Genomic DNA, 22,075 nt, shown 5'->3' with positions numbered 1-22,075 from the left:
GCCGACCGGCATGTTGAGACTGGACGGAACGCAGGCGCCAGCGATTCTCGTTTCCCCTGAAGCGCGGGAGGCCAGACGGGAGATGACGAGGTATCTCCGCCTCGACCCCGTCCATCGCGCCAGGCAACGGCCGCCGGTTAGGCATAGGCTCTTCCTTAACGACGAGGTCCGGGATGCGTTGAGCCGCCTGTGCCGCGACAAGTGCGCTTTCTGCGAGCGGGAGGTGCGCCGCAGCGATGGAAGCGTCCATCATTTCCGCCCCCTCGGACAAGCGACCGGTCGATCGGAGGAGGCGGGGGCATCGCTGGAACACTATGCCTGGCTGGCCTACGACTGGGAGAACTTGCTTCTCGTCTGCCAGCGCTGCGACAAGGCGAAAGGTTCGGCATTTCCGGTCGCCGGTGAACGAGCGGTACCGAATTCCTCGTACGACGAGGTTCTCGCGGTCGAACGGGCGGAACTCGTGGATCCCAGGCGCGACGAGCCGTCACGGCATCTCCGGTTTCCGGCAAACGGCGATTGCGTGGCTCTCGATCGCGTCGGCGAGATGACGATCGCCGTTCTCGACCTTGCTTCTCCGGACCTAGTGGAGGCACGGGAGAGGGATTTGGCCGACCTACCGGGTCGTCTCGCCAGATCGGTTCAGGACGCGAGGTTCTCCGAGCTCGACGTCCTCTTCGATCTCGACCGCGAATTCGTCGGGATCCGCCTAGCTTTTCTACACCGCGTGCTACGGCGATGGAAAGGGCTGCGCCTCACCGGCAATCGATCGTCGGCGATGCGGTCGCTGAAGGCCCGCCTGTCCGAGGCGACGGACCAGGAAAGGACCGAACTGGCCGGCGTCTGCGTAGAACTAGGCACGGAGGAGTCGCTGCTTCCATTGCATCGATCATCGGAGCAGCCGGTCGCGTCGGCGCACGAGGCCCCCGTCTCGAGACCGCCCAGAATCGGTCTCCGCACGCCTCCGCCCTCCCGGCGGATAGCGAGCATTGAGATCCGCGACTTCAAGTCGCTGGACGCCATCAGGATCGAACTGCCCGTTCGCAGGGAGGCCGATCCCGGTCCGCCCTGCGTCATGCTCCTCGGCGAGAACGCCGTGGGCAAGAGCACGGTGCTCGAAGCGGTGGCCGGAGCGCTGGCAGGCGTTGGTTCGATCCGTCGGCTGGACATAGCGCCGAGCGAGTTCATCCGGCGGGATGATCCCGAGATGTGGAACGTCCTCGAGCACAGGGACGCGTTCGTCGAGGTGACGTTCCATGACGACGATCACCGTGCGGTGATGCACGTGGACGGGATCGGAAGGCGCTACCGCGGTACGGATGGACCCTCCGCGCTCGTTCTCGCCTACGGCGCCCGGCGCCGCTTCGCGAAGAGGGAGCGGGGCGCCGGACGCAGCGTGGCGGATCACGTCGTGCCGTTGTTCCGAGTCGACCGGCCGCTGTCGCCGCCGGAGGACTGGTTGCGCAGCCTGTCTGCCCATCCCGCCGTCTTCGACGCGGTCGCACGCGCCCTGCGGATCGTCCTTGCACTGGATGACGAGGACGAACTGACGGTCGATGCCGCCGGGCGGATGTGCGTCATGTCTCTTGGTCGTCCGGTTCCCGTGGAGAAGCTGAGCGAAGGGTACCGCTCGCTGCTCGGATTGGTTGCCGACATCGTCCGCAATCTGCTGCTCTACTGGCCGGATCTCGAACGGGCGCAGGCGATCGTCCTTATCGACGAACTGGAAACCCACCTCCATCCGCGTTGGAAGATGCGTGTCATGTCCGCCTTTCGAGAGGCGCTGCCCGGCGTCCAGTTCATCGTGACCACGCACGATCCCCTGTGCCTGAGGGGGATGGACGATGGCGAGGTGCATGTCCTCGAGAAGGATCGGGACGGACGCGTCCATCAGCTGACCGAACTTCCAGGGGTTCGTGGCATGTCGGCCGAGCAGCTTCTCACGTCCGAATACTTCGGTCTGTGGAGCACTGCGGATCCGGAACTGGAGTATCATCTCGCCCGATCGGACGACATGGGGCTTTCGGAGACCGAGGGCGACACGGCGCTGGTGCGAAGGTTGGTGCTCGGCGACACCGTCCGGGAACAGCTGATTCACGAAGCTCTGGACCGGTATCTCGCGTCCCGGCGGGCGCGGCGCTTCACGCGTTTCGGTCGTCGTGACGCGGTGGAGGCGGTGCTCGACGTGCTGCGAAAAGGCGACGCACCGGAAGGTGATGACGCGTGAGGTACGTTGAGCGGCCAAACGGTTCCATACCCGATCATCTCTCCCTGCCATCCGCCGTGGTAGCACTCGAGCGGCTTCGGGGCGCGAGGCACTACTTCCGGAAGACGCCGGGCATTGCCGGGTTCAAGGCCTACGAATACGTGGCCTACCGTCATCCTTCGGTCGCGAGAGCGCTCGCCGAGATGTTCGAGGACAAGTGCGCGTACTGCGAAACATCGGTAGCAGGTACCGGCACTGCACGGATCGAACACTTCCGACCTAAGGGCGGAGCCCTCGATGTTCCGGATCATCCAGGATACTGGTGGCTCGCCCACGACTGGGAGAACCTCCTTCCGAGTTGCGCCTCCTGCAACGAAGGCAGACGTTTCGCGGTGCTGACGGAAATGGTCAGCTTGGAAGAGTTCAAGCGGCTGTTGCGTCGCAGAGCCGAGCGCAGTGTCGGAAAGATGAACCACTTCCCGATCGCAGGCGTGCGAGCTATGACGCGAAAGGGCGATCTGTCGGCCGAGGATCCGCTTCTGATCGATCCCGCCAGGCGAGATCCGACGAACCATCTGACGTGGCGACTTGATGGCGAACAAAGCCTCGTGGAGGCGCGACCAGTTCCCGGCGGAAGGTGCCCGCGAGGTGCCGAATCGATCAGGACGTTCGCATTGAACCGGGTTCTTCTGGTCAAGGAACGGACGCAGCTTCTCAACGAACTACGCTATCAGCGCGAGCAGATCCTGGAGGACCTGCGGGTGGGAATGGACGACCCCTCGCAGACCGAACAGGCGGTCGCAAACGCGAAGCGGCGGGCTTCTCAGCTTCGCAGGTTCGCGCTGCCGGACAGACCGTACACCGCATTGGCCACGGCCTTCGTCGACGCGTTCGAGAAGGAACTGCTGAGCATAGATGTCGGACGATCTTGAATTTCAGAGCGTCCGGTCCGCCGTAAAGGGATCCGATTCGTCCGGTCATGATCCGAGCGGACGCTCCGCCCATGCGAACGTTGTTCGGAGGCGGACCGCTGGCGACGGAGTCCGAGAGGAGCGGCGCTGTCCTTGAGGTCCCGACGCGAAGGCGCCGCATGGATGTCGAAGCGCGATTGGGCCGCCGGGCGGACGCTCGCGGTGCTGCGGGCGGGGGGGCGCCGTCCGTTCCTGCATGCCCGTGCCTAGCGGTGACGTTCGACGACCTCTTCCACAGAGCTGTGCAGGACGGCGCGTCTCGTGGATTCGCGGGGCGACCGTGACGAGGACCGCGAACGCCATCGAGACGGGGGCCGTTCGAGGGGACGAACGGATGGAGGCGACGGCATCGGCGCTCCGGGTTCGCTCGCTAAGGCGCGACGGATGACCGATGGAGAACGGAGGCGACGGTACGCGCGGCACCGACGGCGGGGTTCTCAGATACGCTGGCCCGGACGGCCGAGATCCACGCGATGGAAGCATCCACTTCGGCCCGTATCGTGGTGGGCAGTCGTCCGTTCTTTTCGAAATCCCGCATGTGCAGCGCTTTGGAGCAATTCGCGTTCAGAGCCACGGCGCCACGGCGCCACGGCGCGACCGGACCAGTTGCGCGCCTTCGTCGGCCATCGCTACGAAGCCCGGTCCGTATCGTCCGCCATCGATCAAGTCTCCATTGGCTCACTAGGCGATCCGTTGCAGGGCGTGGAGGTTCGGACCCTCGTGTATCGCTGGGGGACCGGCTTTGCACCGTAGGGCTCGACTTCCTTCCATTCATTCGCACGCTGTGAATGCCGAATCGACTAATCAGTGAATTAGGAGGGCCGACCGACAGGCCGCGTAAAGGTGGCTGTCGGTCAGTCGCTGCGAGCATCGCGTCGCGTACTGATCAAGCTCCTCGAGCAGACCGGATCGATTGAAGCCGCCAATAACGAAATCAGCCAGCATTCCAACGGTACGCATCGACTTCGCGCAACGCAATATTGCGAAGTCGCTAACGAAAACGTCACACCGTTGGAGGCGCGACCGGGAATCGAACCCGGGTGCAAGGATTTGCAGTCCTCTGCGTCACCACTCCGCCATCGCGCCTCGATACGGTGGGAGGCGGCAATTCCCCGGTTTTCGCCGCCACGTCAACCCACCAGCCTTATTTTTCGTCTGCGTTCTTCTGCAATCGATAGTCACGCCCATACGAAGACCCCGGCGAGGCAAACGCCGGCCAATGGCTGCTTCGTGTAGCAGCTATGCTGTCGTCCCACCTGCCACGGATGGAGGAGCCACGCTTTTGCGACTATTGGCATTGCGGTTCTCGCGGAGCCATCCGGCGATGATTGCCTGCAATCGCCGTTCAATCGCGAAATGTGCGCCGATCCCGACCACCAATGCCGTCAGTACGGCGGCAGCGAACGCCGCGACCATGCCGATCTCTGGATGGCCGTGCGCGAACAGCGGACGCATGACCGCGTTGGCGACCCGGTAGAGCAGCAAGGTATGGAAAAGATACAGGGCGTAGGAGGCATCGCCGACGAGCAGCAACCAGCTTGGCCATGCGACGCGTCCTTCGAGCGTCAGGAATCCGGTGAATGCCAGACAGGCGGGCACGCCGAAGGCGACGGCCCGAGGGACATTTGATGCAGGCAAGAGTGTCGAGCCGAGCAACAGTACGCCCCCTGCAGCAATCAAGGCGGCACCGGCGCCGAATCGAAGCAGGCCCCGCTGGAACAGTATCGCGATCGTGCCGCCCGCGAAAAACTCCAGCAACAGATCGGATCGCAGGAAGTGTCCCATCGCGCTCGAACCCAGTATTTGCCCTACGCCGTGAAGCGCCAGCAGCACCGCAGCAAGCCGAACCAATGCGTGTGGGCGTCCGAACGGCAGGATCGCAGCAAAGGCCAGATAGAACAGGAACTCGTAGCTCAGCGTCCAGCCGACGCCGAGTATGGGCTGAATGCCGCCATTGGCATTGAACGTCGGAACAAATACGAGGCCCAGGAGCCGATAGGGCGTCAGGTCGTAGCCCATCACGCCGGTCCTGACCAACGTAGCCAGTGCCGGGATCAGGGCAACGAACGTCGCGACCAGATAGAGCGGCCAGACGCGCACTACGCGCTGCAACAGGAAGTCGAAGACGCTGCGTTGTCCACGGAAATACGGCTCGGCGATATGCAGCATAAGAAAGCCGCTCAAGACAAAGAACAGATCGACACCAACCGATCCAAGCTCGATTATTTCGGACAGGATTATGGAAAAGTCCGTATAAACAAGATCTTCTGGGCGGCGGGCCGATACCGCACGTCCCGCGTGATGGGAAACCACCATCAACGCCGCTACTCCGCGCAGCACCTGCAGAGAAGCAATCTTTCGGTCATTCATGTGCACCCCCCGGTAACATGTTCGGCCAATTAGGTCGATATTACGACGGCAGTCAACAAAAAGCGGTGCAAAACTGTATGTTTATAGTGTAAATGCGAAAGCATCTATTCGATATGTAGTATTGGAAGGGTAGCTATTGAATAGATAAACACGTATTTATCCTTCACGGTTGGAGGGGTGCCAGAACGCGTTCCTAGTGGCTTCCTTGCCCGACATTCGGCGACGTGAAAGCGTTGCAGATTCTGTCTGGCCTGTCCTTGGCGATGGCCCCGTCGCGCGATAGACAGCGATTTACGCGCGATGTGTGTTGCGCGGATAAAACAGTTGTGCGACAGGATTGCACCATGACCGATTCGATCCCGACCCGTTCTGATTTCGATGCGATGCGCCACGCGATGGTGGTCAGCCAGTTGCGCACCAGCGCCGTCAGCGACCCGCGCGTCGTGACCGCCATGGGCGACGTTCCCCGCGAAGGCTTCGTGCCGCCGGCCCAGGCAGAGGTCGCCTATCGCGACGCGCCGCTGCCGCTGGGCGGTGGCCGCGCCATCAATCCGCCGCTCATCACCGGTCGCCTGCTGACCGCCGCCGAATTGCTGCCGACCAACCGCGTGCTGCTGGTCGGGGCCGCGATGGGCTATGCGGCGGCGGTGCTGGCGCGACTGGTCGGATCGGTCGTCGCGCTGGAAGAGGATGCGGCGCTGGCTGCCGCCGCGCGCGACGCGATTGCCGATGCGAAGGTCGAGCTGGTCGAAGGGCCGCTGAACGCCGGCTGGGCGCAGGGCGCACCCTATGACGTGATCGTCATCGACGGCGCGGTCGAGGTCGTGCCGGACGCGATCGTCGCACAGCTTGCCCCCGGCGGCCGGCTGACCACCGGCATCGTCGATCGGGGCGTGACGCGGCTTGCGCTGGGCCGGCGGACCGAAGGCGGGTTCGGTCTGGTGGACTTCGCCGATCTGGGCTGTGTCGAACTGCCCGGCTTCGCCAAGCCTAAGACCTTTCAGTTTACAAGGTAAGAGACGATGCGGGGGGGGACGTTCTTGGCAGGGGTCGCGGCGCTGGCGCTGCTGGCCGGGCCGGCGAATGCTGAGACGCTGCGGGAAGCATTGGCTCGGGCCTATGCCACCAATCCGCAGCTGACCGGTGCGCGGGCGAACCAGCGCGCGACGGACGAGGGCGTGCCGTTGGCGCGGTCGCAGGGCCTGCCGCAGGTGACGACGCAAAGCTCGGTGATCGAGAACGTCCTGACCCCGTCGAGCCGCGGCTTTACCCAGGCACCCCGTCAGGGCAGCGTGCAGGTACAGGTGTCGCAGTCGCTGTTCGCCGGCGGTGCCGTCCGCAACGGCGTCCGCGCGGCGGACGCACGTGTCGATGCCGGTCGCGCCAATCTGCGCAGCACCGAAGCGAACGTCTTCACGCTGGTCGTCGCCGCCTATAACGACGTGATCCGCGACGAAGCGATCGTGCGGCTGAACCAGCAGAATGTCCGCGTCCTCGAAGTGAACCTTCAGGCGTCGAAGGACCGGTTCCAGGTCGGCGACCTGACCCGCACCGACGTTGCCCAGTCGGAGGCGCGGCTGGCATCGGCACAGGCGCAGCTGCGCAATGCCGAAGCCTCGCTGATCCGCAGCCGCGAAAATTATGTCGCGACGACGGGTGCTCCGGCATCCACGCTCGACACGCCGCCGGTGCTGCCCAACCTGCCGGTCGATCCCAATGCGGCGGTCGGTGTGGCCATCGCCAACAACCCGTCGTTGATCGCAGCGCGTCGTACCAGTGATGCCGCCGGTTTCGACGTCGGCGTGGCGCGCGCCAGCCGCCTGCCGACGATCAGCGCGGTCGGGGGCGGGGGCTATGCCAGCTTCCTCGGCTCGGCCCAGTCGGTCAACGGCACGGTGCTGCAGCAGGATGGCGGGCAGGCGCAGGTCGGCGTGCAGATGAGCCTGCCCCTATGGCAGAGCGGTCGCCCCAGCGCGCAGATCCGCCGGGCACAGGCGTTGGAAGGGGCTGCGATCGAGCAGGTGACGCAGGTCGAACGCTCGGTCGTGTCCGATGCGCGTTCCGCCTTTGCTGCGTGGCAGTCGGCGCTCCGCGTGATCCAGTCGTCGGAAGTACAGGTCGCCGCCAACCGCCTTTCGCTGGAAGGCGTGCGCGCCGAGAACAGCGTGGGCACCCGCACGATCCTCGACATCCTGAACGCCGAACAGGAACTGCTGAACTCGCAGGTCCAGCTCGTTTCGGCGCGCCGTGACGCCTATGTCGCGGGCTTCGCGCTGCTGGCGGCGATGGGCCGGGCCGAAGCGCGCGACCTGGGGCTGGATGGTGGTGCGCTGTACGATCCGACCGTCAACTATAGCCGGGTGCGCAACAATATCTGGGACTGGAGCGGCGATCCCGCGCCGGTACCGGTCGCGCCCGGCACGGTGAACACCCCGGCACAGACGCCGGTCGTCACCAAGGAACTCGATCCGTCGCTGCAACGCAGCCCGAATCCGTACACACCGACACAGGGGATCGACGCCCCCAATCGGCAGGGCGGCGCCCCGCGCGCCACGCAGGGCGTTGACACGCCGCGCGCCAACCCCGACAGCTAAGCGTTCGAGAGGCGATAGAGATGAGGGTTGCGATGGGGGATATCAGCAACGAAACGTCGATGGAGGACATCCTGTCCTCGATCAAGCGGATCATCGCCGAAGAGGGCGAAGGATCGGCCCAGGCGTTGCGCGGGCGTAAATCGATTCGCACGGCGCAGGTCCGCGACATCGACGACCGGGACGAGGTGCTGGAACTGAACCAGAGCGTCGCGGCTCCACCTCCGCCACCGCGCGTCGAAGCGATCCGCGCCGAGCCGCCGCGTGCGGAACGCGTCCGCGCGCCCGAACCGCAGAGCGAACCCGAACCGGTGGCCGCTGCGCCTTCACCCAGGGTCGATCCGTCGATCGTGTCGGAACGTGCCGCAGAGGCGAGCCGGGGTGCGCTCGACCAGTTGTCGAGGATGCTGGTGAAGCCGGAAACGCCTGGGTCCGATTCGCTCGAAGGGCTGGTGCGCGAAATGCTCCGCCCGATGCTGCGCGACTGGCTCGACGCGCAGCTGCCCGGCATCGTCGAATCGATGGTCGCGCGGGAGATCGCGCGGATCAGCGGGCGCGAATAACGCCGCTCTCTTGCAACGCCGCCGCATCCGCGCCATGCGGCGGTGCATGAGCGAACTGCCCAAGACTTTCGACCCCGCCGCCATCGAAGCGCGCTGGTATGCCCATTGGGAACAGGACGGCCTGTTCCGGCCCGAGCGTCCGAACGCGACGCCGTGGACCATCGTCAATCCGCCGCCCAACGTGACCGGCAGCCTGCATATCGGCCACGCGCTCGACAATACGCTCCAGGACATTCTCGTCCGTCACGCCCGGCTGCAGGGCAAGGACGCGCGCTGGGTGGTCGGCACCGACCATGCCGGCATCGCCACGCAAATGGTCGTCGAACGGCAGATGAATGCGGCCGGGCAGAAGCGCACCGACTTCTCGCGCGACGAATTCGTCGCGAAGGTCTGGGACTGGAAGGCGGAAAGCGGCGGGCAGATTACCGGCCAGCTCCGGCGGCTCGGCTGTTCGATGGACTGGGCCAACGAACGCTTCACCATGGACGAAGGCTTTTCGAAGGCCGTGCTCAAGGTCTTTGTCGAGCTGCACCGGCAGGGCCTGCTGTATCGTGACAAGCGGCTGGTCAACTGGGATCCGGGTCTCGGCACCGCGATCAGCGACCTGGAGGTCGAGACGCGCGAGGTCCGGGGCAGCTTCTGGCGGCTGCGCTACCCGCTGGCCGACGGATCGGGCTTTGTCGAGGTCGCGACTACGCGTCCCGAAACGATGCTCGCCGACATGGCGGTCGCGGTGCACCCCGACGATGCGCGCTATACTGCGCTGATCGGCAAGCAGGTCCGGCTGCCGATCACGGGTCGCCTGATCCCGATCGTCGCGGACGAACACGCCGACCCCGAACTCGGATCGGGTGCGGTGAAGATCACGCCGGGCCACGACTTCAACGATTTCGAGGTCGGTCGCCGCGCCGGGATCGAAGCGCGCGACATGCTCAACATGTTCGATGCCAAGGCCCACATCGTGCAGACCGCGGATGGGCTGATTCCCGACGCGTTTCTCGGCCTGTCGAGCGCCGAGGCGCGCAAGGCGGTCGTCGCGCGACTGAAGGACGAAGATGTCCTGATTCCGCATATCGACAAGGACGGTGCGGAGCATGATGCCGAACCGCGCACGATCCAGACGCCTTATGGCGACCGTTCGGGCGTGGTCATCGAACCGTGGCTGACCGATCAATGGTATGTCGACGCCGCGACGCTGGCCAAGCCCGCGATCGAGGCGGTGCGATCGGGCGCGGTCAAGATCGTGCCCAAGTCGTGGGAAAAGACCTATTTCAACTGGATGGAGAATATACAGCCATGGTGCGTGTCGCGCCAGCTGTGGTGGGGGCATCGCATCCCGGCGTGGTTTGCCGATGACGGTCGCGTGTTCGTTGCCGAAACCTATGAAGAGGCGCAGGCCGAAGCGGGCGAGGGCGTCGTCCTGAAGCAGGACGAGGATGTCCTCGACACCTGGTTCTCCTCGGCATTGTGGCCGTTCGCGACGTTGGGGTGGCCCGAGAACAACGACCCGACGCTCGGCGGGCGCTACAGCAACGACGTCCTGATTTCGGGCTTCGACATCCTGTTCTTCTGGGACGCGCGGATGTTGATGCAGGGGATCCATTTCATGAAGGAGGTGCCGTTCAAGACGCTGTACCTCCACGGCCTCGTCCGCGCCGCCGATGGCGCGAAGATGTCGAAGTCGAAGGGCAATACCGTCGATCCGCTGGGTCTGATCGACGGCTACGGCGCCGATGCGCTGCGGTTCTTCATGGCGGCGATGGAGAGCCAAGGCCGCGACATCAAGATGGATGAGAAGCGGGTCGAGGGGTATCGCAACTTCGCGACGAAGCTGTGGAACGCGACCCGGTTCGCGCAGGCCAACGGCATCGGGGCGTCCGCGACGATCGAACCGCCCAAGGCAGAGCTGGCGGTCAATCGCTGGATCATCGCCGAGACGATCGAAACGGTCCAGGCGCTCGACCTCGCGCTGGCCGACCTGCGCTTCGACGGTGCGGCGAACACGATCTACCAGTTCACCTGGAGCCGGTTCTGCGACTGGTATCTAGAACTCATCAAGCCGGTACTGCAGGGTGGGGCCGAGGGGGGCGAGGAAACCCGCGCCGTCGCGGGATGGGTGCTCGACCAGATCCTGGTCATGCTGCACCCGTTCATGCCGTTCATCACCGAGGAACTGTGGCACGCGCTGGGCGAGCGTTCGAACGACCTGATCGTCGCGCGCTGGCCGATGGCCGATGCGCGGGCGATCGATCCGGCGGCACGGGCGGAGATCGATTGGCTGATCCGCTTGGTCAGCGAAATTCGGGCGGCTCGCACCGAATTGAACGTGCCGCCGGGGGCGCGGCTGCCGCTGCACGTTCGCGACGAATCGGCAGATACGACCGAGCGGCTTGCGCGGCAGGAAGCGGTGCTGGCGCGGCTAGCCCGTGTCGATCGCGTCGACGGCGACGCACCGGCGGGCGGCGCGTTGCAGATCGTGGCGGACGAAGCGACCTTCGTCCTGCCGTTGGGCGACGTAATCGACCTGGATGCGGAACGCACCCGTCTGACCAAGGCGATTGCGGCGGCGGAGAAGGAGCGCGATGCGCTGGCGGGGCGGCTGGGCAATGCGAGCTTCGTCGAACGCGCCAAGCCTGAAGCGGTCGAAAAGGCGCGGGCGGACCATGCCGACAAGATGGCCGAGGCGGCGCGGTTGCACGCGGCGTTGGGTCGGCTGGGCTAAGCGCGGCCGTGCCCGTTATTCTGGGGAAAGCTGGAATGACGGGCGCCGGGCGTGTGTCGCCAACTTGGTCAAGCCACGTCATCCCAGCGCAGGCTGGGATCTTCCGGTAATGGCGCGGAGCATGGACCGCGAGAGACCCCAGCCTTCGCTGGGGTGACGTTCTGTCTTTCGAGAGAGCGGCGCAGGCGTCGCTTCGATAGCCGCCTGCGCCGTTCCTTCAGTCCCGCATCGTCGCGTTTGCCGCGCTCAGCGCCGCCCGCACGGTTGCGGTAGCAACGTCACCATCGATCCCGACCCCGAACACCCGCCGGCCATCGGGCAGGCTGCATTCGAGATAGGCTGCAGCCTGCGCATCGGCACCATGGCCGATGGCATGTTCGCTATAATCGACCACGTCCATGTCGATGCCGCCCTCTTCCCGGAGCGCCGCGAGCAGGCCCGACAGCAAGCCGTTGCCCTTGCCCGAGATCGAGCGTTCCTCGCCGTCCAGCCGGACGCGGCCGACGAACGTGCGCGGCGGGCCGCCGCCCGGCGCATGGGTTTCTGCATAGTCGATCAGGGCATAGCGATCCTTGCCCTGCGGCAGATAGGCGTCATGGAACGCCGACCAGATATCGGCGGCGTTCAACTCGCGACCCAGCCGGTCGGCCATCGCCTGCACATGACGGCTGAAATTGGCCTGCAATCGCTTGGGCAGTTTCAGGCCCTTGTCCTGTTCCAGCACCCAGGCGACGCCGCCCTTGCCCGACTGCGAATTGACGCGGATGACCGCTTCGTAGCTGCGACCGAGATCGGCAGGGTCGATCGGCAGGTACGGGACTTCCCATAGGCCGTCGTTGCGGACTACCTGCGCCGCCATACCCTTTTTGATCGCGTCCTGATGGCTGCCCGAAAAGGCGGTGAACACCAGGTCACCGGCATAGGGCGTGCGCGGATGCACCGGCAACTGGGTGCAATAATTGACCGTGTTCACGACCTCGTCGATGTCCGACAGATCCAGCTGCGGATCGACGCCCTGCGTGTAGAGGTTGAGCGCGACGGTCACGAGATCGCAATTGCCGGTGCGCTCGCCATTGCCGAGCAGGCAGCCTTCGACCCGGTCGGCACCCGCCATCAACCCCAGTTCCGCCGCGGCAACGCCGGTACCGCGGTCGTTATGGGTGTGGAGCGAGATGACGACGCTGTCGCGGTTCGGCACGTTGCGACAGAACCATTCGATCTGGTCGGCATAGACATTGGGCGTTGCCGCCTCGACCGTGGCCGGCAGGTTCAGGATCAGCGGCTTGTCGGGCGTCGGTTGCAGCACGTCCATCACCGCCGCGCAGACCTCGACCGAGAAATCGAGTTCGGCGGTCGAGAAGGTTTCGGGGCTATATTCGAAGCGCCAGTCGGTGTCGGGACGCTTTGCCGCTTCGTCGCGCAGCACCTTTGCGCCGTTGACCGCGATCTCGCGGACTTCGGCGCGTTCCATGCCGAAGACGATGCGCCGCCATGCCGGGCTGACCGCGTTGTAGAGGTGGACGATCGCCTGTTTCGCGCCATCGAGGCTTTCGAAGCTGCGTTCGATCAGGTCGCGGCGCGACTGGGTGAGCACCTGCACCCATACGTCGTCGGGAATACGGTCCTGTTTGACGAGGCCGGAGATGAAGTCGAATTCGGTAGCGCCGGCAGAGGGAAATCCGACTTCGATTTCCTTGAGGCCGACCTTTACTAGCAGGTCGAAGAACCGGTTCTTCTTTTCCGCACCCATCGGGTCGATCAACGCCTGATTGCCGTCGCGCAGGTCGGTGGAGAGCCAGCGCGGCGCAGTCGTGATCGTCCGCGACGGCCATTGGCGATCGGGCAGGTTCACGGTCGGGAAGGGGCGGTATTTCGTCGAAGGATCGCGCAACATGGTGTCTACAGCCTGTCTGGGGCGTCTTATGGACGCCGGTATCTGCCGAAAAGGTTCGATACTCCCTCAGGGAAGGCGCACGCGCGTGCGATCCTGCCCTAAGGGCGGCTAAGTCGTAGCAGGTTTGCGAACGCGCGGACCATGAACGGCTCTGTGGGCAAAAGCCGACCGAAAGTCCAGCGCCGATGGCAGAGATACGTGTTGGTAATATTTTGCGGTTCAATACCAACAATTTGGATTGGCAAGCGTCAGGATGTCATGCTGCAATTAATCTATGTCAGTACCGCGCGGCGCGGAGATGCGATCAATCTCGACGACATTCTCGCCAAGTCGCAGCATAATAACCGGCGCGACGGGATTACCGGACTGCTCCATGTGAAGGGGCGTCGGTTTCTACAGGCTCTGGAAGGGGAAGCGGCGCAGGTCGAAGCGGCCTTCACCCGGATCGCGGCCGATCCGCGTCATTTCGCGCTGGTCGTGCTGTCGCGCCGGACCGTCGGAACCCGTGAGTTCGGCGACTGGGCGATGGCGGCCGATGACGGCAGCGGCGGCGTGATCGCACAGGTCGCGACCCTGGTCGAAGGTGCGGCACCGAGCGTGCGTGGCACCTTCGAGGGCTTTGCCGGACTGCGCGCGGCCTGAACCGCGCGCAGCTTACCGATCAAGCGGCGACGAACGCGGCGTTGATCGTCAGGTCGACCTTGTCCGACACGACCGGGGCGTAAGCGCCCACCCCGAAATCGCTGCGGTTGATGCTGCCGGTCGCGGTAAAGCCGACATTGGTCTTCTTGTTCATCGGGTTCTGGCCCGCGCCCATGAAGCGAACCGTCAGCTGCACCGGCTTGGTCTGGCCCTTGATCGTCAGGTTGCCGGCCAGCATCCAGTGGTCGCCCATCTGCTGCACGCGGGTCGACACGAACTTGGCGGTCGGGTGGTTCGCGACGTCGAAGAAATCCTTCGACTGCAGATGCTCGGCGAATTGCGGGCTGGTGACGGTCAGCGACTTGGCGATGTCGAAGTCGATCGACACCTTGGTCGCCGCCGGGTTCTTCGGGTCGAACGTCGCCATGCCGCCGGTCGCGCCGAACAGGCCGTCGAGCATCGTGAAGCCCATATGGTTCACGCGCCATGCGACCTGGGTATGGGCGGTGTCGACGGTATAGTTGCCGGCGGTTACGCGGGCCTTGTCGGGTGCGCCCGGCATCTGAGCGACGGTCGGGGCGGCAACCGCGAACAGGGCGGCGGCGAGGATCAGGGGGGTGCGCATGGGATAGGCTCTCCGGTTGAGGCGAAGTCAGGATGCCGCCGTTGTCGGCCGGGGCGGGCTTCGGGTCAAATACCGGATGCGAAACGGATGGTTTCGGTTTGGGTGCCGTGGGTGGGGGGGGGGACGGTACTGCAACGGACGTCATCCCGGCGAAGGCCGGGATCCATGGACGCGGCTCCGTCGCGATCCATTCATGCCACCCGACACAATGGATCCCGGCCTCCGCCGGGATGCCAGGGTGAAAGATCGCTACCCGCCCGTCGGTCGCGGCAAAGCCGCGCCCCGAAGGGCGGGCTTCGTCGCGCCGGCCGGTCTGGCGCGCGCCGACCTCAGCTTTGCTACGGTCAGGACGCGCTGCGACGTTAGTTCTTGGTCTGATCGACCAACTTGTTTGCACCAATCCATGGCATCATCGCGCGCAGTTCGGCACCCGTCTTCTCGATCGGATGCGCCGCCGCCTGCTTGCGCGCCGCCTTCAGCTCGGGCTGGCCGGCGCGGTTGTCGAGGACGAAATTTTTCACGAAGCGGCCCGACTGGATATCGGCCAGAACGCGCTTCATTTCCTTCTTTGTCTCGTCGGTGATGATGCGCGGACCGGTGACGATGTCGCCATATTCGGCGGTGTTCGAGATCGAGTAGCGCATGTTGGCGATGCCGCCTTCATACAGCAGGTCGACGATCAGCTTGGTTTCGTGGAGACACTCGAAATAGGCCATTTCGGGGGCGTAGCCCGCTTCGACCAGCGTTTCGAACCCGGCCTGGATCAGGTGGGTGACGCCGCCGCACAGCACGGCCTGCTCGCCGAACAGGTCGGTTTCGCATTCCTCGCGGAAATTGGTTTCGATGATGCCCGAACGGCCGCCACCGACGCCCGACGCATAGGCAAGCGCGATGTCATGCGCGTTGCCCGACGCGTCCTGATGGATCGCGACGAGGCAGGGCACGCCGCCACCCTTCACATATTCGCTGCGCACGGTGTGGCCCGGACCCTTCGGCGCGATCATGATGACGTCGACGTCCGCGCGCGGCTCGATCAGGCCGAAATGAACGTTCAGGCCGTGCGCGAAGGCGAGCGCCGAACCCGGCTTCAGGTTCGCATGGATGTCGTCGGCATAAATCGCGGCCTGATGCTCGTCCGGCGCCAGGATCATGAGGATGTCGGCCCAGGCCGCGGCTTCCGCGTTCGGCATGACCTTGAAGCCGGCCCCTTCCGCCTTGGCGGCGCTGGCCGAGCCGGGACGCAGTGCGATGGCGACATTCTTCACGCCCGAATCGCGCAGGTTCTGCGCATGGGCATGGCCCTGCGAGCCATAGCCGAGGATCGCGATCTTCTTGTCGCTGATGAGGTTCAGATCGGCGTCGCGATCATAATAGACACGCATGTGGGTTCCCTTTCGAAAATTGGCGCGACCGGCAGCGGCGGCACGCGATGGATGGGTTCAGGCGGCCTCTCGTCCGCGGGCGATGGCGGCGATGCCGGTGCGAGCAACCTCGACCAGACCGACTTCGGCCATCAACTCGGTGAACTTGTCGATCTTTTCGATCGATCCCGTCACCTCGAACACGAAACTCGACACGGTCGCATCGACCACGCGCGCACGATAGACTTCGGCGAGACGCAGCGCCTCGATCCGATGCTCGCCCGTACCGACGACCTTGACCAGCGCCAGCTCTCGCTCGACATGCTGGCCCTGCACGGTCAGGTCGACGACCTTGTGAACGGGCACCAGGCGGTCGAGCTGGGCGATGATCTGTTCCATCACCGGCGGCGACGCGCTGGTGACGATGGTGATCCGGCTGACCGCCTTGTCGACGGTGATCTCCGACACGGTCAGGCTTTCGATATTATAGCCGCGGCCGGAGAACAGCCCGGCGATGCGCGCCAGGATGCCGGGTTCGTTGTCGACGAGAACGGCCAGCGTATGCCGTTCGGTCTGTTCGGTCTTGATGTGCATGTCGGTCCCTGTTCGTCGGTGGCGTCGCGCCAAGCGTTTCGCTTGCGGCGACGCCCCTCCACCGCTCTGCGAGTGGTCCCCCTCCCCGCGGAGCGGGGAGGAGCTGTTGGTTACACCAGCGCCTTGGCCTCGTCGTCCATTTCGCCCGAGACTTCGTTCGCCTGCAGGATCATGTCGGTATGCGCCGCACCCGACGGGATCATCGGGAAGCAATTGGCGAGCTTCGCCACCATGCAGTCGACGATCACCGGGCCGTCATGGTCGAGCATCGCCTGGATCCCCGCCTCGAGCTGGTCCGGCCGCTCGATGCGGATCCCCTTCCAGCCATAGGCCTCACCCAGCTTCACGAAATCGGGCAGTGAGTCCGAATAGCTGTTCGAGTAGCGCGAGCTGTAGGTCAGCTCCTGCCACTGGCGGACCATGCCCATATATTCGTTGTTCAGGATGAAAATCTTGACCGGCAGCCGATATTGGGTCGCGGTCGCCAGTTCCTGGATATTCATCTGGATCGACGCTTCGCCGGCAATATCGATGCACAAGGCGCCCGGGTTGCCGAGCTGCGCGCCGATCGCGGCGGGCAGGCCATAGCCCATCGTTCCGAGACCGCCGCTGGTCAGCCACTTGTTCGGCGCTTCGAAGCCGAAATGCTGTGCGGCCCACATCTGGTGCTGGCCGACTTCGGTCGACACGATCGGGGCGCGATGCTTGGTCGCCTCATACAGCGCCCGGATCGCGCGCTGCGGCATGATCTCGGTCGCGCTTTCGGGGAAGTCGAGGCAGCGTTTGGCGCGCCAGCCGTCGATCTTCGCCCACCATGCCGACAGATCGGGCTTCGGATGCTGGCGCGATTTCCAGACGCGGATCATGTCCTCCATCGCGTGCCCCGCATCGGCGATGATGCCGAGGTCGGCGCGCACGATCTTGTTCACGCTGGAACGATCGATATCGATATGGACCTTGCGGCTGCGCGGGCTGAACGCGTCGAGCCGGCCGGTCACCCGGTCGTCGAAGCGCGCACCGATGGCGACGACCAAGTCGGCCTCGTTCATCGCAAGGTTCGCTTCGTACGTGCCGTGCATCCCCAGCATCCCCAGCCATTGCGGGCTGGACGCGGGCAGGGCACCAAGGCCCATCAGCGTCGACGTGACCGGCGCGCCGGTAATCCGAGCCAGTTCGCGCAACAACTGCGACGCGGCCGGACCCGAATTGATGATGCCGCCGCCGGTATAGAGTACCGGACGCTCAGCCGCCGCCAGCATGTCGACGACCTGCTCGATCTGCGCGCGGTCGGCCTTCACCTTCGGGCGATAGGTCTTGTGCTGGATCGGGCCGGGCTTGGTGTAGCGCGCGGTCGCGACCTGCACGTCCTTCGGAATGTCGACGACGACCGGGCCGGGGCGGCCGGCGGTGGCGATATGGAACGCCTCGTGAATGACATGGCCGAGCTTGGCCGGGTCCTTCACCAGATAGTTGTGCTTGCAGCAGTGGCGCGTGATGCCGACGGTGTCGGCCTCCTGAAACGCATCGGTGCCGATCAGGCCGGTCGGAACCTGCCCGGTGATGACCACCATCGGGATCGAATCGAGCAGCGCGTCGGTGATGCCGGTGATCGCGTTGGTAGCGCCGGGGCCGGACGTGACCAGCACGACGCCGGGCTTGCCGGTCGATCGGGCATAGCCCTCTGCCGCATGGGTCGCCGCCTGTTCGTGGCGGACGAGGATGTGCTTGATCCGGCTATGTTCGAACAGCGCGTCGTAGATCGGTAGCACCGCGCCGCCTGGATAGCCGAATACGACTTCCACGCCGAGGTCGACGAGGGCCTCGACCAAAATGGCGGCTCCACTCTTCTCGGACATGGGTATTCACTCCTCACTATTTCGCGGGCGCAATAGCACCGTTGGAGCGGCGTCGCTAGTCGCATGAAATATGCGTGTCAACATTCAAATTCGTAATAAAGTGTCGAATTGCGAAGCTAGAGCGTATTTTTCGGTTTCGCTGGTGCGAAGCCATCCGGGCGGCGGCTGATTGCGGAACCACGTATATTGCCGCTTGGCATATTGGCGCGTGGCATGGCGCGCTGCGGCAAGCGCTTCGTCGCGACCGATGCTGCCGTCTATCCACCGGCCGATCTCGGCGACCCCGATCGCGCGGCGGACGGGGGCGTCGGGACCGATATCGTCACGGGTCAGCAGCGCGCGAACTTCCTGGACCGCGCCACCGTCGAACATTTGGGCCAGCCGGCGATCGCACCGTTCGGTCAGCCAGGCGCGGTCGGGCAGCAGCAGCATGGCCGAAAGGGCGATCCGGTGACCGATGCCGCCAACACGGTCGCGCTGCCAGTCGCCGAGCGTGCGACCGGTGGCAGTGACGACCTCCAGCGCGCGCGCGATACGGGTCGTATCGGTCGGGCGCAGTCGGGCGGCGGCGTCGGGATCGAGCTTGCCCAGTTCGGCGACCGCCTGTTCGAGTGGCAGCGCGCGGACACGGGCGCGGATGTCCGGGGCGATCTCCGGCACAGGCGCGATGCCGTCGATCAGCGTGCGCAGATACAGGCCGGTGCCGCCGACCAGCACCGGCAGCTTGTTCGCGCGATGAGCGGCGTCGATCGCGGCCGTCGCCTGCTGCGCCCACAGGGCGGCGGAATAGGGATCGGCACCGTCGACGTGACCGAACAGGCGGTGCGGAGCCTGTGCCTCTTCCTGCCGCGAAGGGCGGGCGGAAAGTATTTGCAGGTCGCGATAGACTTGTGCGCTGTCGGCGTTGATGACCACGCCGTCGTGCCGCTGCGCGACGTCGATCGCCAGTGCGGACTTGCCGCTGGCGGTCGGTCCTGCAATGAGCGCGACCCGAGGTAGGTCAGGGGAGTTCGCCATGTTCATCGCCACGCTGATAGCAGCCAAATCGATCGCTGCGGGCGATATTTCCGCTGCCGCCGACCGGCTGGACAGCGCTGGCTGTCAGGTCGAGGGCTGGACCTGGATCGAGGAGGGGAGCGCTGCCGATATCCGGTTCGCCAGCGAGGTCGCGGCAGCGCGGCCGGTGCTGGAGGGAGCATTCAACCGAACCGACGTCGCCGTCCAGCCCGCCGCGAACCGCGAGAAGAAGCTGCTGGTTGCCGATATGGATTCGACGATGATTACCGTCGAATGCATCGACGAACTGGCGGACTATGCCGGGATCAAGGCGCAGATCGCCGAGGTGACCGAACGGGCGATGCGTGGCGAACTGGACTTCGCATCGGCGCTGGACGCTCGTGTGGCGCTGCTGGAGGGGCTGGAGGAAGCCGCGATCCAGCGTTGCCTCGAGGAACGGGTCAAGCTGATGCCGGGCGCGAAGACGCTGATCCAAACCATGCGGGCGCGGGGCGCTACGACGATTCTCGTGTCGGGCGGCTTTACCCGCTTTGCCGAGCCGGTCGGCACCGAGCTGGGCTTCCATCGGATGATCGCCAATCGGCTGCTGATCGAGGACGGGCGGCTGACCGGCGAGGTTCGCAAGCCGATCGTCGATGCAACGACCAAGGAAGTGACGCTGCTGTCGGCGATCGACGAACTGGGCATCGATCCGGCGGCCACGCTGGCGGTGGGCGACGGCGCGAACGACCTGCCGATGATCCGCCGCGCTGGCCTCGGCGTCGCCTATCACGCCAAGCCGATCGTTGCCGCTGAAGCAGGTGTGCGGATCGATCACAACGACCTGACCGCATTGCTCTATATCCAGGGGGTCGCCCGCGCCGATTGGGCGGCGGGCTGATCGCTCAGCGCTTCATCGGCACGCAGGGTGTGGGGCGGATGGCGGCACATGCGCTCGTAGCCTCCGCGCTGCTGGCGAACGGGCCGACCAGCAAGCGGGTATTGGCCCCCGCCTGTTCATAATAGGGTTGCCGGCCGGTGAACTTGCCCGACACGCTGCTCCACAGGCGACGCGCGTTGCCGGCATCCTTGAACGCGCCGAGCTGTACCCGCCAGCCACCGTCGCGGACGGGTTTCGGGGCCACGGACGCGCGGGCAGCAGGCGTCGGTTTGGGAGCAGGCGCTGCCACCGGCGTCGGACGCGGCGTGACGACCTTCGGCGGGACAGATGTCGGCTGTACCGACGCCAGTACGGGGCGCCCGGCATTGCGCTCCAGGTCGCGCGCCATCACCAGCGCCGCCTGCCGATCGGGCAATGGAACATAGCGATCCATCTCTGCCAGCGTAGCCGATGCCTGGGGCAGGCCGGCCGACGATGCCCGCGTCATCAGCGCATAGGCGCGTCGCCAGTTCTTGGGCACCGCGTCACCGTTGAAAAGCATGGTACCCAGCACGAACTGGCTGCGCGCCTCGCCCCGTTGCGACGATCTTTCCAGCCATTTCACCGCATCGGCGCGCTTGCCGTTCTGGAAGAGGATCAGGCCGTAATTATCCTCGGCCTGTGCATGTCCCTGTTGCGCGGCGAGTGCGTACCAGCGCTCGGCCTGCGCCATGTCCATCTTCACGCCGCGGCCGAGTTTATATGCCTGACCGAGGTTGAACTGCGCATCGGCATCGCCGGCGGCGGCGGGTTGCTGCCATTCGCGAACGGCGGTAGCCCAGTCGCCGCGCGCCCAGGCATCGACCCCGGCCTTCACATCCGCCCCCGCCGCACTCGACAGCAGCGCGCCTGCCAGCGCCAGCCCAACCAATCCGCGCATCACGATCCCCTCTGCGTCCTCGTGCCATTCCCTATCAGCCGTTCACCATGTTCGGAAAGCCTTTCGAGTCAGTGCGGAGGAAAGCGCCGCGTTAACCGGTTCTTATCCGCATCCATGGCATCCGGATCCGCAGAGTACGGGGAGATCGAGACGTAATGCGCGTTCTGGCGGTGGCTTCGCAAAAGGGTGGTTCGGGCAAGACGACCTTGTCCGGGCATCTGGCCGTGCAGGCGGAACGCGCAGGCGCAGGGCCGGTAGTGATGATCGACATCGATCCGCAAGGGTCGCTGGCGGCATGGTGGAACGAGCGGGTCACCGACGAACCGGCCTTTGCCCAGACGATGGTCGCGCGCCTTGCCGCCGATCTGGAAACCTTGCGCGCGCATGGGTTCAAGCTCGCGATCATCGACACGCCGCCGGCAATCACGATGGCGATCCAGAGCGTCATCGCCGTCGCCGAACTGATCGTCGTACCGACGCGGCCAAGCCCACATGATCTGCGCGCGGTGGGAGCAACGGTCGACCTGTGCGATCGCGCCGGCAAGCCGCTGGTCTTCGTCGTCAACGCCGCAACGCCCGGCGCGCGGATCACGACGGAGGCGACGATGGCCCTTTCGCAGCATGGCACCGTCGCACCGGTAACGATCCATCACCGAGTCGATTTCGCATCGTCGATGGTCGATGGCCGCACCGTCATGGAGATCGATCCGGCATCGAAGTCGAGCGCCGAGATCGAGGCGCTGTGGCTCTATCTGCAGGATCGTCTCGAAAAGAATTTCCGCCGTACCGTCTTTGCCGTGCCGACGCTGCCAACCGCCATGCGCGTACCCGCCGGCGGCTTCGGTCGCCGGGGGCAGGGGTGAG

General features: G+C 65.1%; 16 protein-coding genes, 1 tRNA gene and 1 pseudogene. 9 read left to right on the top strand and 9 right to left on the bottom strand.

From position 1 onward, the window contains the following. Window positions 1-178: 178 nt before the first annotated feature. Complete coding sequence (locus tag MF609_RS11435) at window positions 179-2,227, top strand: AAA family ATPase (RefSeq protein WP_242416441.1); 2,049 nt, start codon at window positions 179-181, stop codon at window positions 2,225-2,227. A gap of 56 nt (window positions 2,228-2,283) precedes the next feature. Further along, window positions 2,284-3,138, top strand: a complete 855-nt coding sequence (locus tag MF609_RS11430) for an HNH endonuclease family protein (RefSeq protein WP_242416440.1) — start codon at window positions 2,284-2,286, stop codon at window positions 3,136-3,138. Between the two features lie 1,051 nt (window positions 3,139-4,189). Here the strand turns inward: MF609_RS11430 and MF609_RS11425 are convergent. Continuing rightward, window positions 4,190-4,263: transfer RNA gene (locus MF609_RS11425), tRNA-Cys, on the bottom strand. Between the two features lie 153 nt (window positions 4,264-4,416). Beyond that, complete coding sequence (locus MF609_RS11420; protein WP_242416439.1) at window positions 4,417-5,547, bottom strand: acyltransferase family protein; 1,131 nt, start codon at window positions 5,545-5,547, stop codon at window positions 4,417-4,419. A gap of 344 nt (window positions 5,548-5,891) precedes the next feature. Between MF609_RS11420 and MF609_RS11415 the strand changes: the two genes are divergently transcribed. The 4 genes from MF609_RS11415 to MF609_RS11400 are packed head-to-tail and all read left to right on the top strand — an operon-like array spanning window position 5,892 to window position 11,423. Beyond that, complete coding sequence (locus MF609_RS11415; protein ID WP_242416438.1) at window positions 5,892-6,563, top strand: protein-L-isoaspartate O-methyltransferase family protein; 672 nt, start codon at window positions 5,892-5,894, stop codon at window positions 6,561-6,563. Between the two features lie 6 nt (window positions 6,564-6,569). After that, the gene (locus tag MF609_RS11410) at window positions 6,570-8,141 is read left to right on the top strand and encodes a TolC family outer membrane protein (RefSeq protein WP_242416437.1); all 1,572 of its coding nucleotides are present in this window, start codon (window positions 6,570-6,572) and stop codon (window positions 8,139-8,141) included. Between the two features lie 20 nt (window positions 8,142-8,161). Continuing rightward, window positions 8,162-8,701 (top strand): DUF2497 domain-containing protein, encoded by a 540-nt coding sequence (locus MF609_RS11405; RefSeq protein ID WP_242416436.1) that lies wholly within the window; start codon window positions 8,162-8,164, stop codon window positions 8,699-8,701. 46 nt (window positions 8,702-8,747) lie between these two features. Then, entirely contained in the window at window positions 8,748-11,423 is a 2,676-nt protein-coding gene (locus MF609_RS11400) for a valine--tRNA ligase (protein WP_242416435.1), read from the top strand. 217 nt (window positions 11,424-11,640) lie between these two features. On the opposite strand, the gene leuA is transcribed toward MF609_RS11400, so the two are convergent. Next, window positions 11,641-13,317, bottom strand: a complete 1,677-nt coding sequence (gene leuA / locus MF609_RS11395) for a 2-isopropylmalate synthase (protein WP_242416434.1) — start codon at window positions 13,315-13,317, stop codon at window positions 11,641-11,643. Between the two features lie 258 nt (window positions 13,318-13,575). On the opposite strand from leuA, the gene MF609_RS11390 reads away from it, so the two are divergent. After that, window positions 13,576-13,959 carry a BLUF domain-containing protein gene (locus MF609_RS11390; protein ID WP_242416433.1) on the top strand — a complete coding sequence of 128 codons (384 nt, stop codon included), beginning with the start codon at window positions 13,576-13,578 and terminating at the stop codon, window positions 13,957-13,959. 19 nt (window positions 13,960-13,978) lie between these two features. Here the strand turns inward: MF609_RS11390 and MF609_RS11385 are convergent, their stop codons facing one another. The 5 genes and pseudogenes from MF609_RS11385 to miaA form a co-directional block, all read right to left on the bottom strand. Continuing rightward, the gene (locus tag MF609_RS11385; protein ID WP_242416432.1) at window positions 13,979-14,584 is read right to left on the bottom strand and encodes a YceI family protein; all 606 of its coding nucleotides are present in this window, start codon (window positions 14,582-14,584) and stop codon (window positions 13,979-13,981) included. A gap of 362 nt (window positions 14,585-14,946) precedes the next feature. Then, window positions 14,947-15,993: pseudogene (gene ilvC, locus MF609_RS11380) on the bottom strand (ketol-acid reductoisomerase); the annotation flags it as partial. Between the two features lie 30 nt (window positions 15,994-16,023). Next, entirely contained in the window at window positions 16,024-16,539 is a 516-nt protein-coding gene (ilvN, locus tag MF609_RS11375; RefSeq protein WP_242416431.1) for an acetolactate synthase small subunit, read from the bottom strand. A 110-nt stretch (window positions 16,540-16,649) separates the two neighbouring features. After that, on the bottom strand, window positions 16,650-18,395 hold the full coding sequence (locus MF609_RS11370; RefSeq protein ID WP_242416430.1) for an acetolactate synthase 3 large subunit: 1,746 nt from the start codon (window positions 18,393-18,395) through the stop codon (window positions 16,650-16,652). 84 nt (window positions 18,396-18,479) lie between these two features. Continuing rightward, window positions 18,480-19,412, bottom strand: a complete 933-nt coding sequence (gene miaA, locus MF609_RS11365) for a tRNA (adenosine(37)-N6)-dimethylallyltransferase MiaA (RefSeq protein ID WP_242416429.1) — start codon at window positions 19,410-19,412, stop codon at window positions 18,480-18,482. Here miaA and serB point away from each other — a divergent pair. After that, window positions 19,411-20,292 (top strand): phosphoserine phosphatase SerB, encoded by an 882-nt coding sequence (gene serB / locus MF609_RS11360; RefSeq protein WP_242416428.1) that lies wholly within the window; start codon window positions 19,411-19,413, stop codon window positions 20,290-20,292. The genes miaA and serB overlap by 2 nt on opposite strands. 4 nt (window positions 20,293-20,296) lie before the next feature. Here the strand turns inward: serB and MF609_RS11355 are convergent, their stop codons facing one another. Beyond that, window positions 20,297-21,211 (bottom strand): SPOR domain-containing protein, encoded by a 915-nt coding sequence (locus MF609_RS11355; protein WP_242416427.1) that lies wholly within the window; start codon window positions 21,209-21,211, stop codon window positions 20,297-20,299. A gap of 155 nt (window positions 21,212-21,366) precedes the next feature. Between MF609_RS11355 and MF609_RS11350 the strand changes: the two genes are divergently transcribed. Further along, window positions 21,367-22,074 (top strand): ParA family protein, encoded by a 708-nt coding sequence (locus MF609_RS11350; protein WP_242416426.1) that lies wholly within the window; start codon window positions 21,367-21,369, stop codon window positions 22,072-22,074. The last annotated feature ends 1 nt before the right edge of the window (window position 22,075 follow it).

Origin of the sequence: Sphingomonas panni, from assembly GCF_022664435.1 — a bacterium.
In the GTDB taxonomy this organism is placed as follows: Bacteria; Pseudomonadota; Alphaproteobacteria; order Sphingomonadales; family Sphingomonadaceae; genus Sphingomonas; species Sphingomonas panni.
Note: the sequence above shows the minus strand (reverse complement) of the source record. Positions and strands in the feature narration are given on the sequence as shown.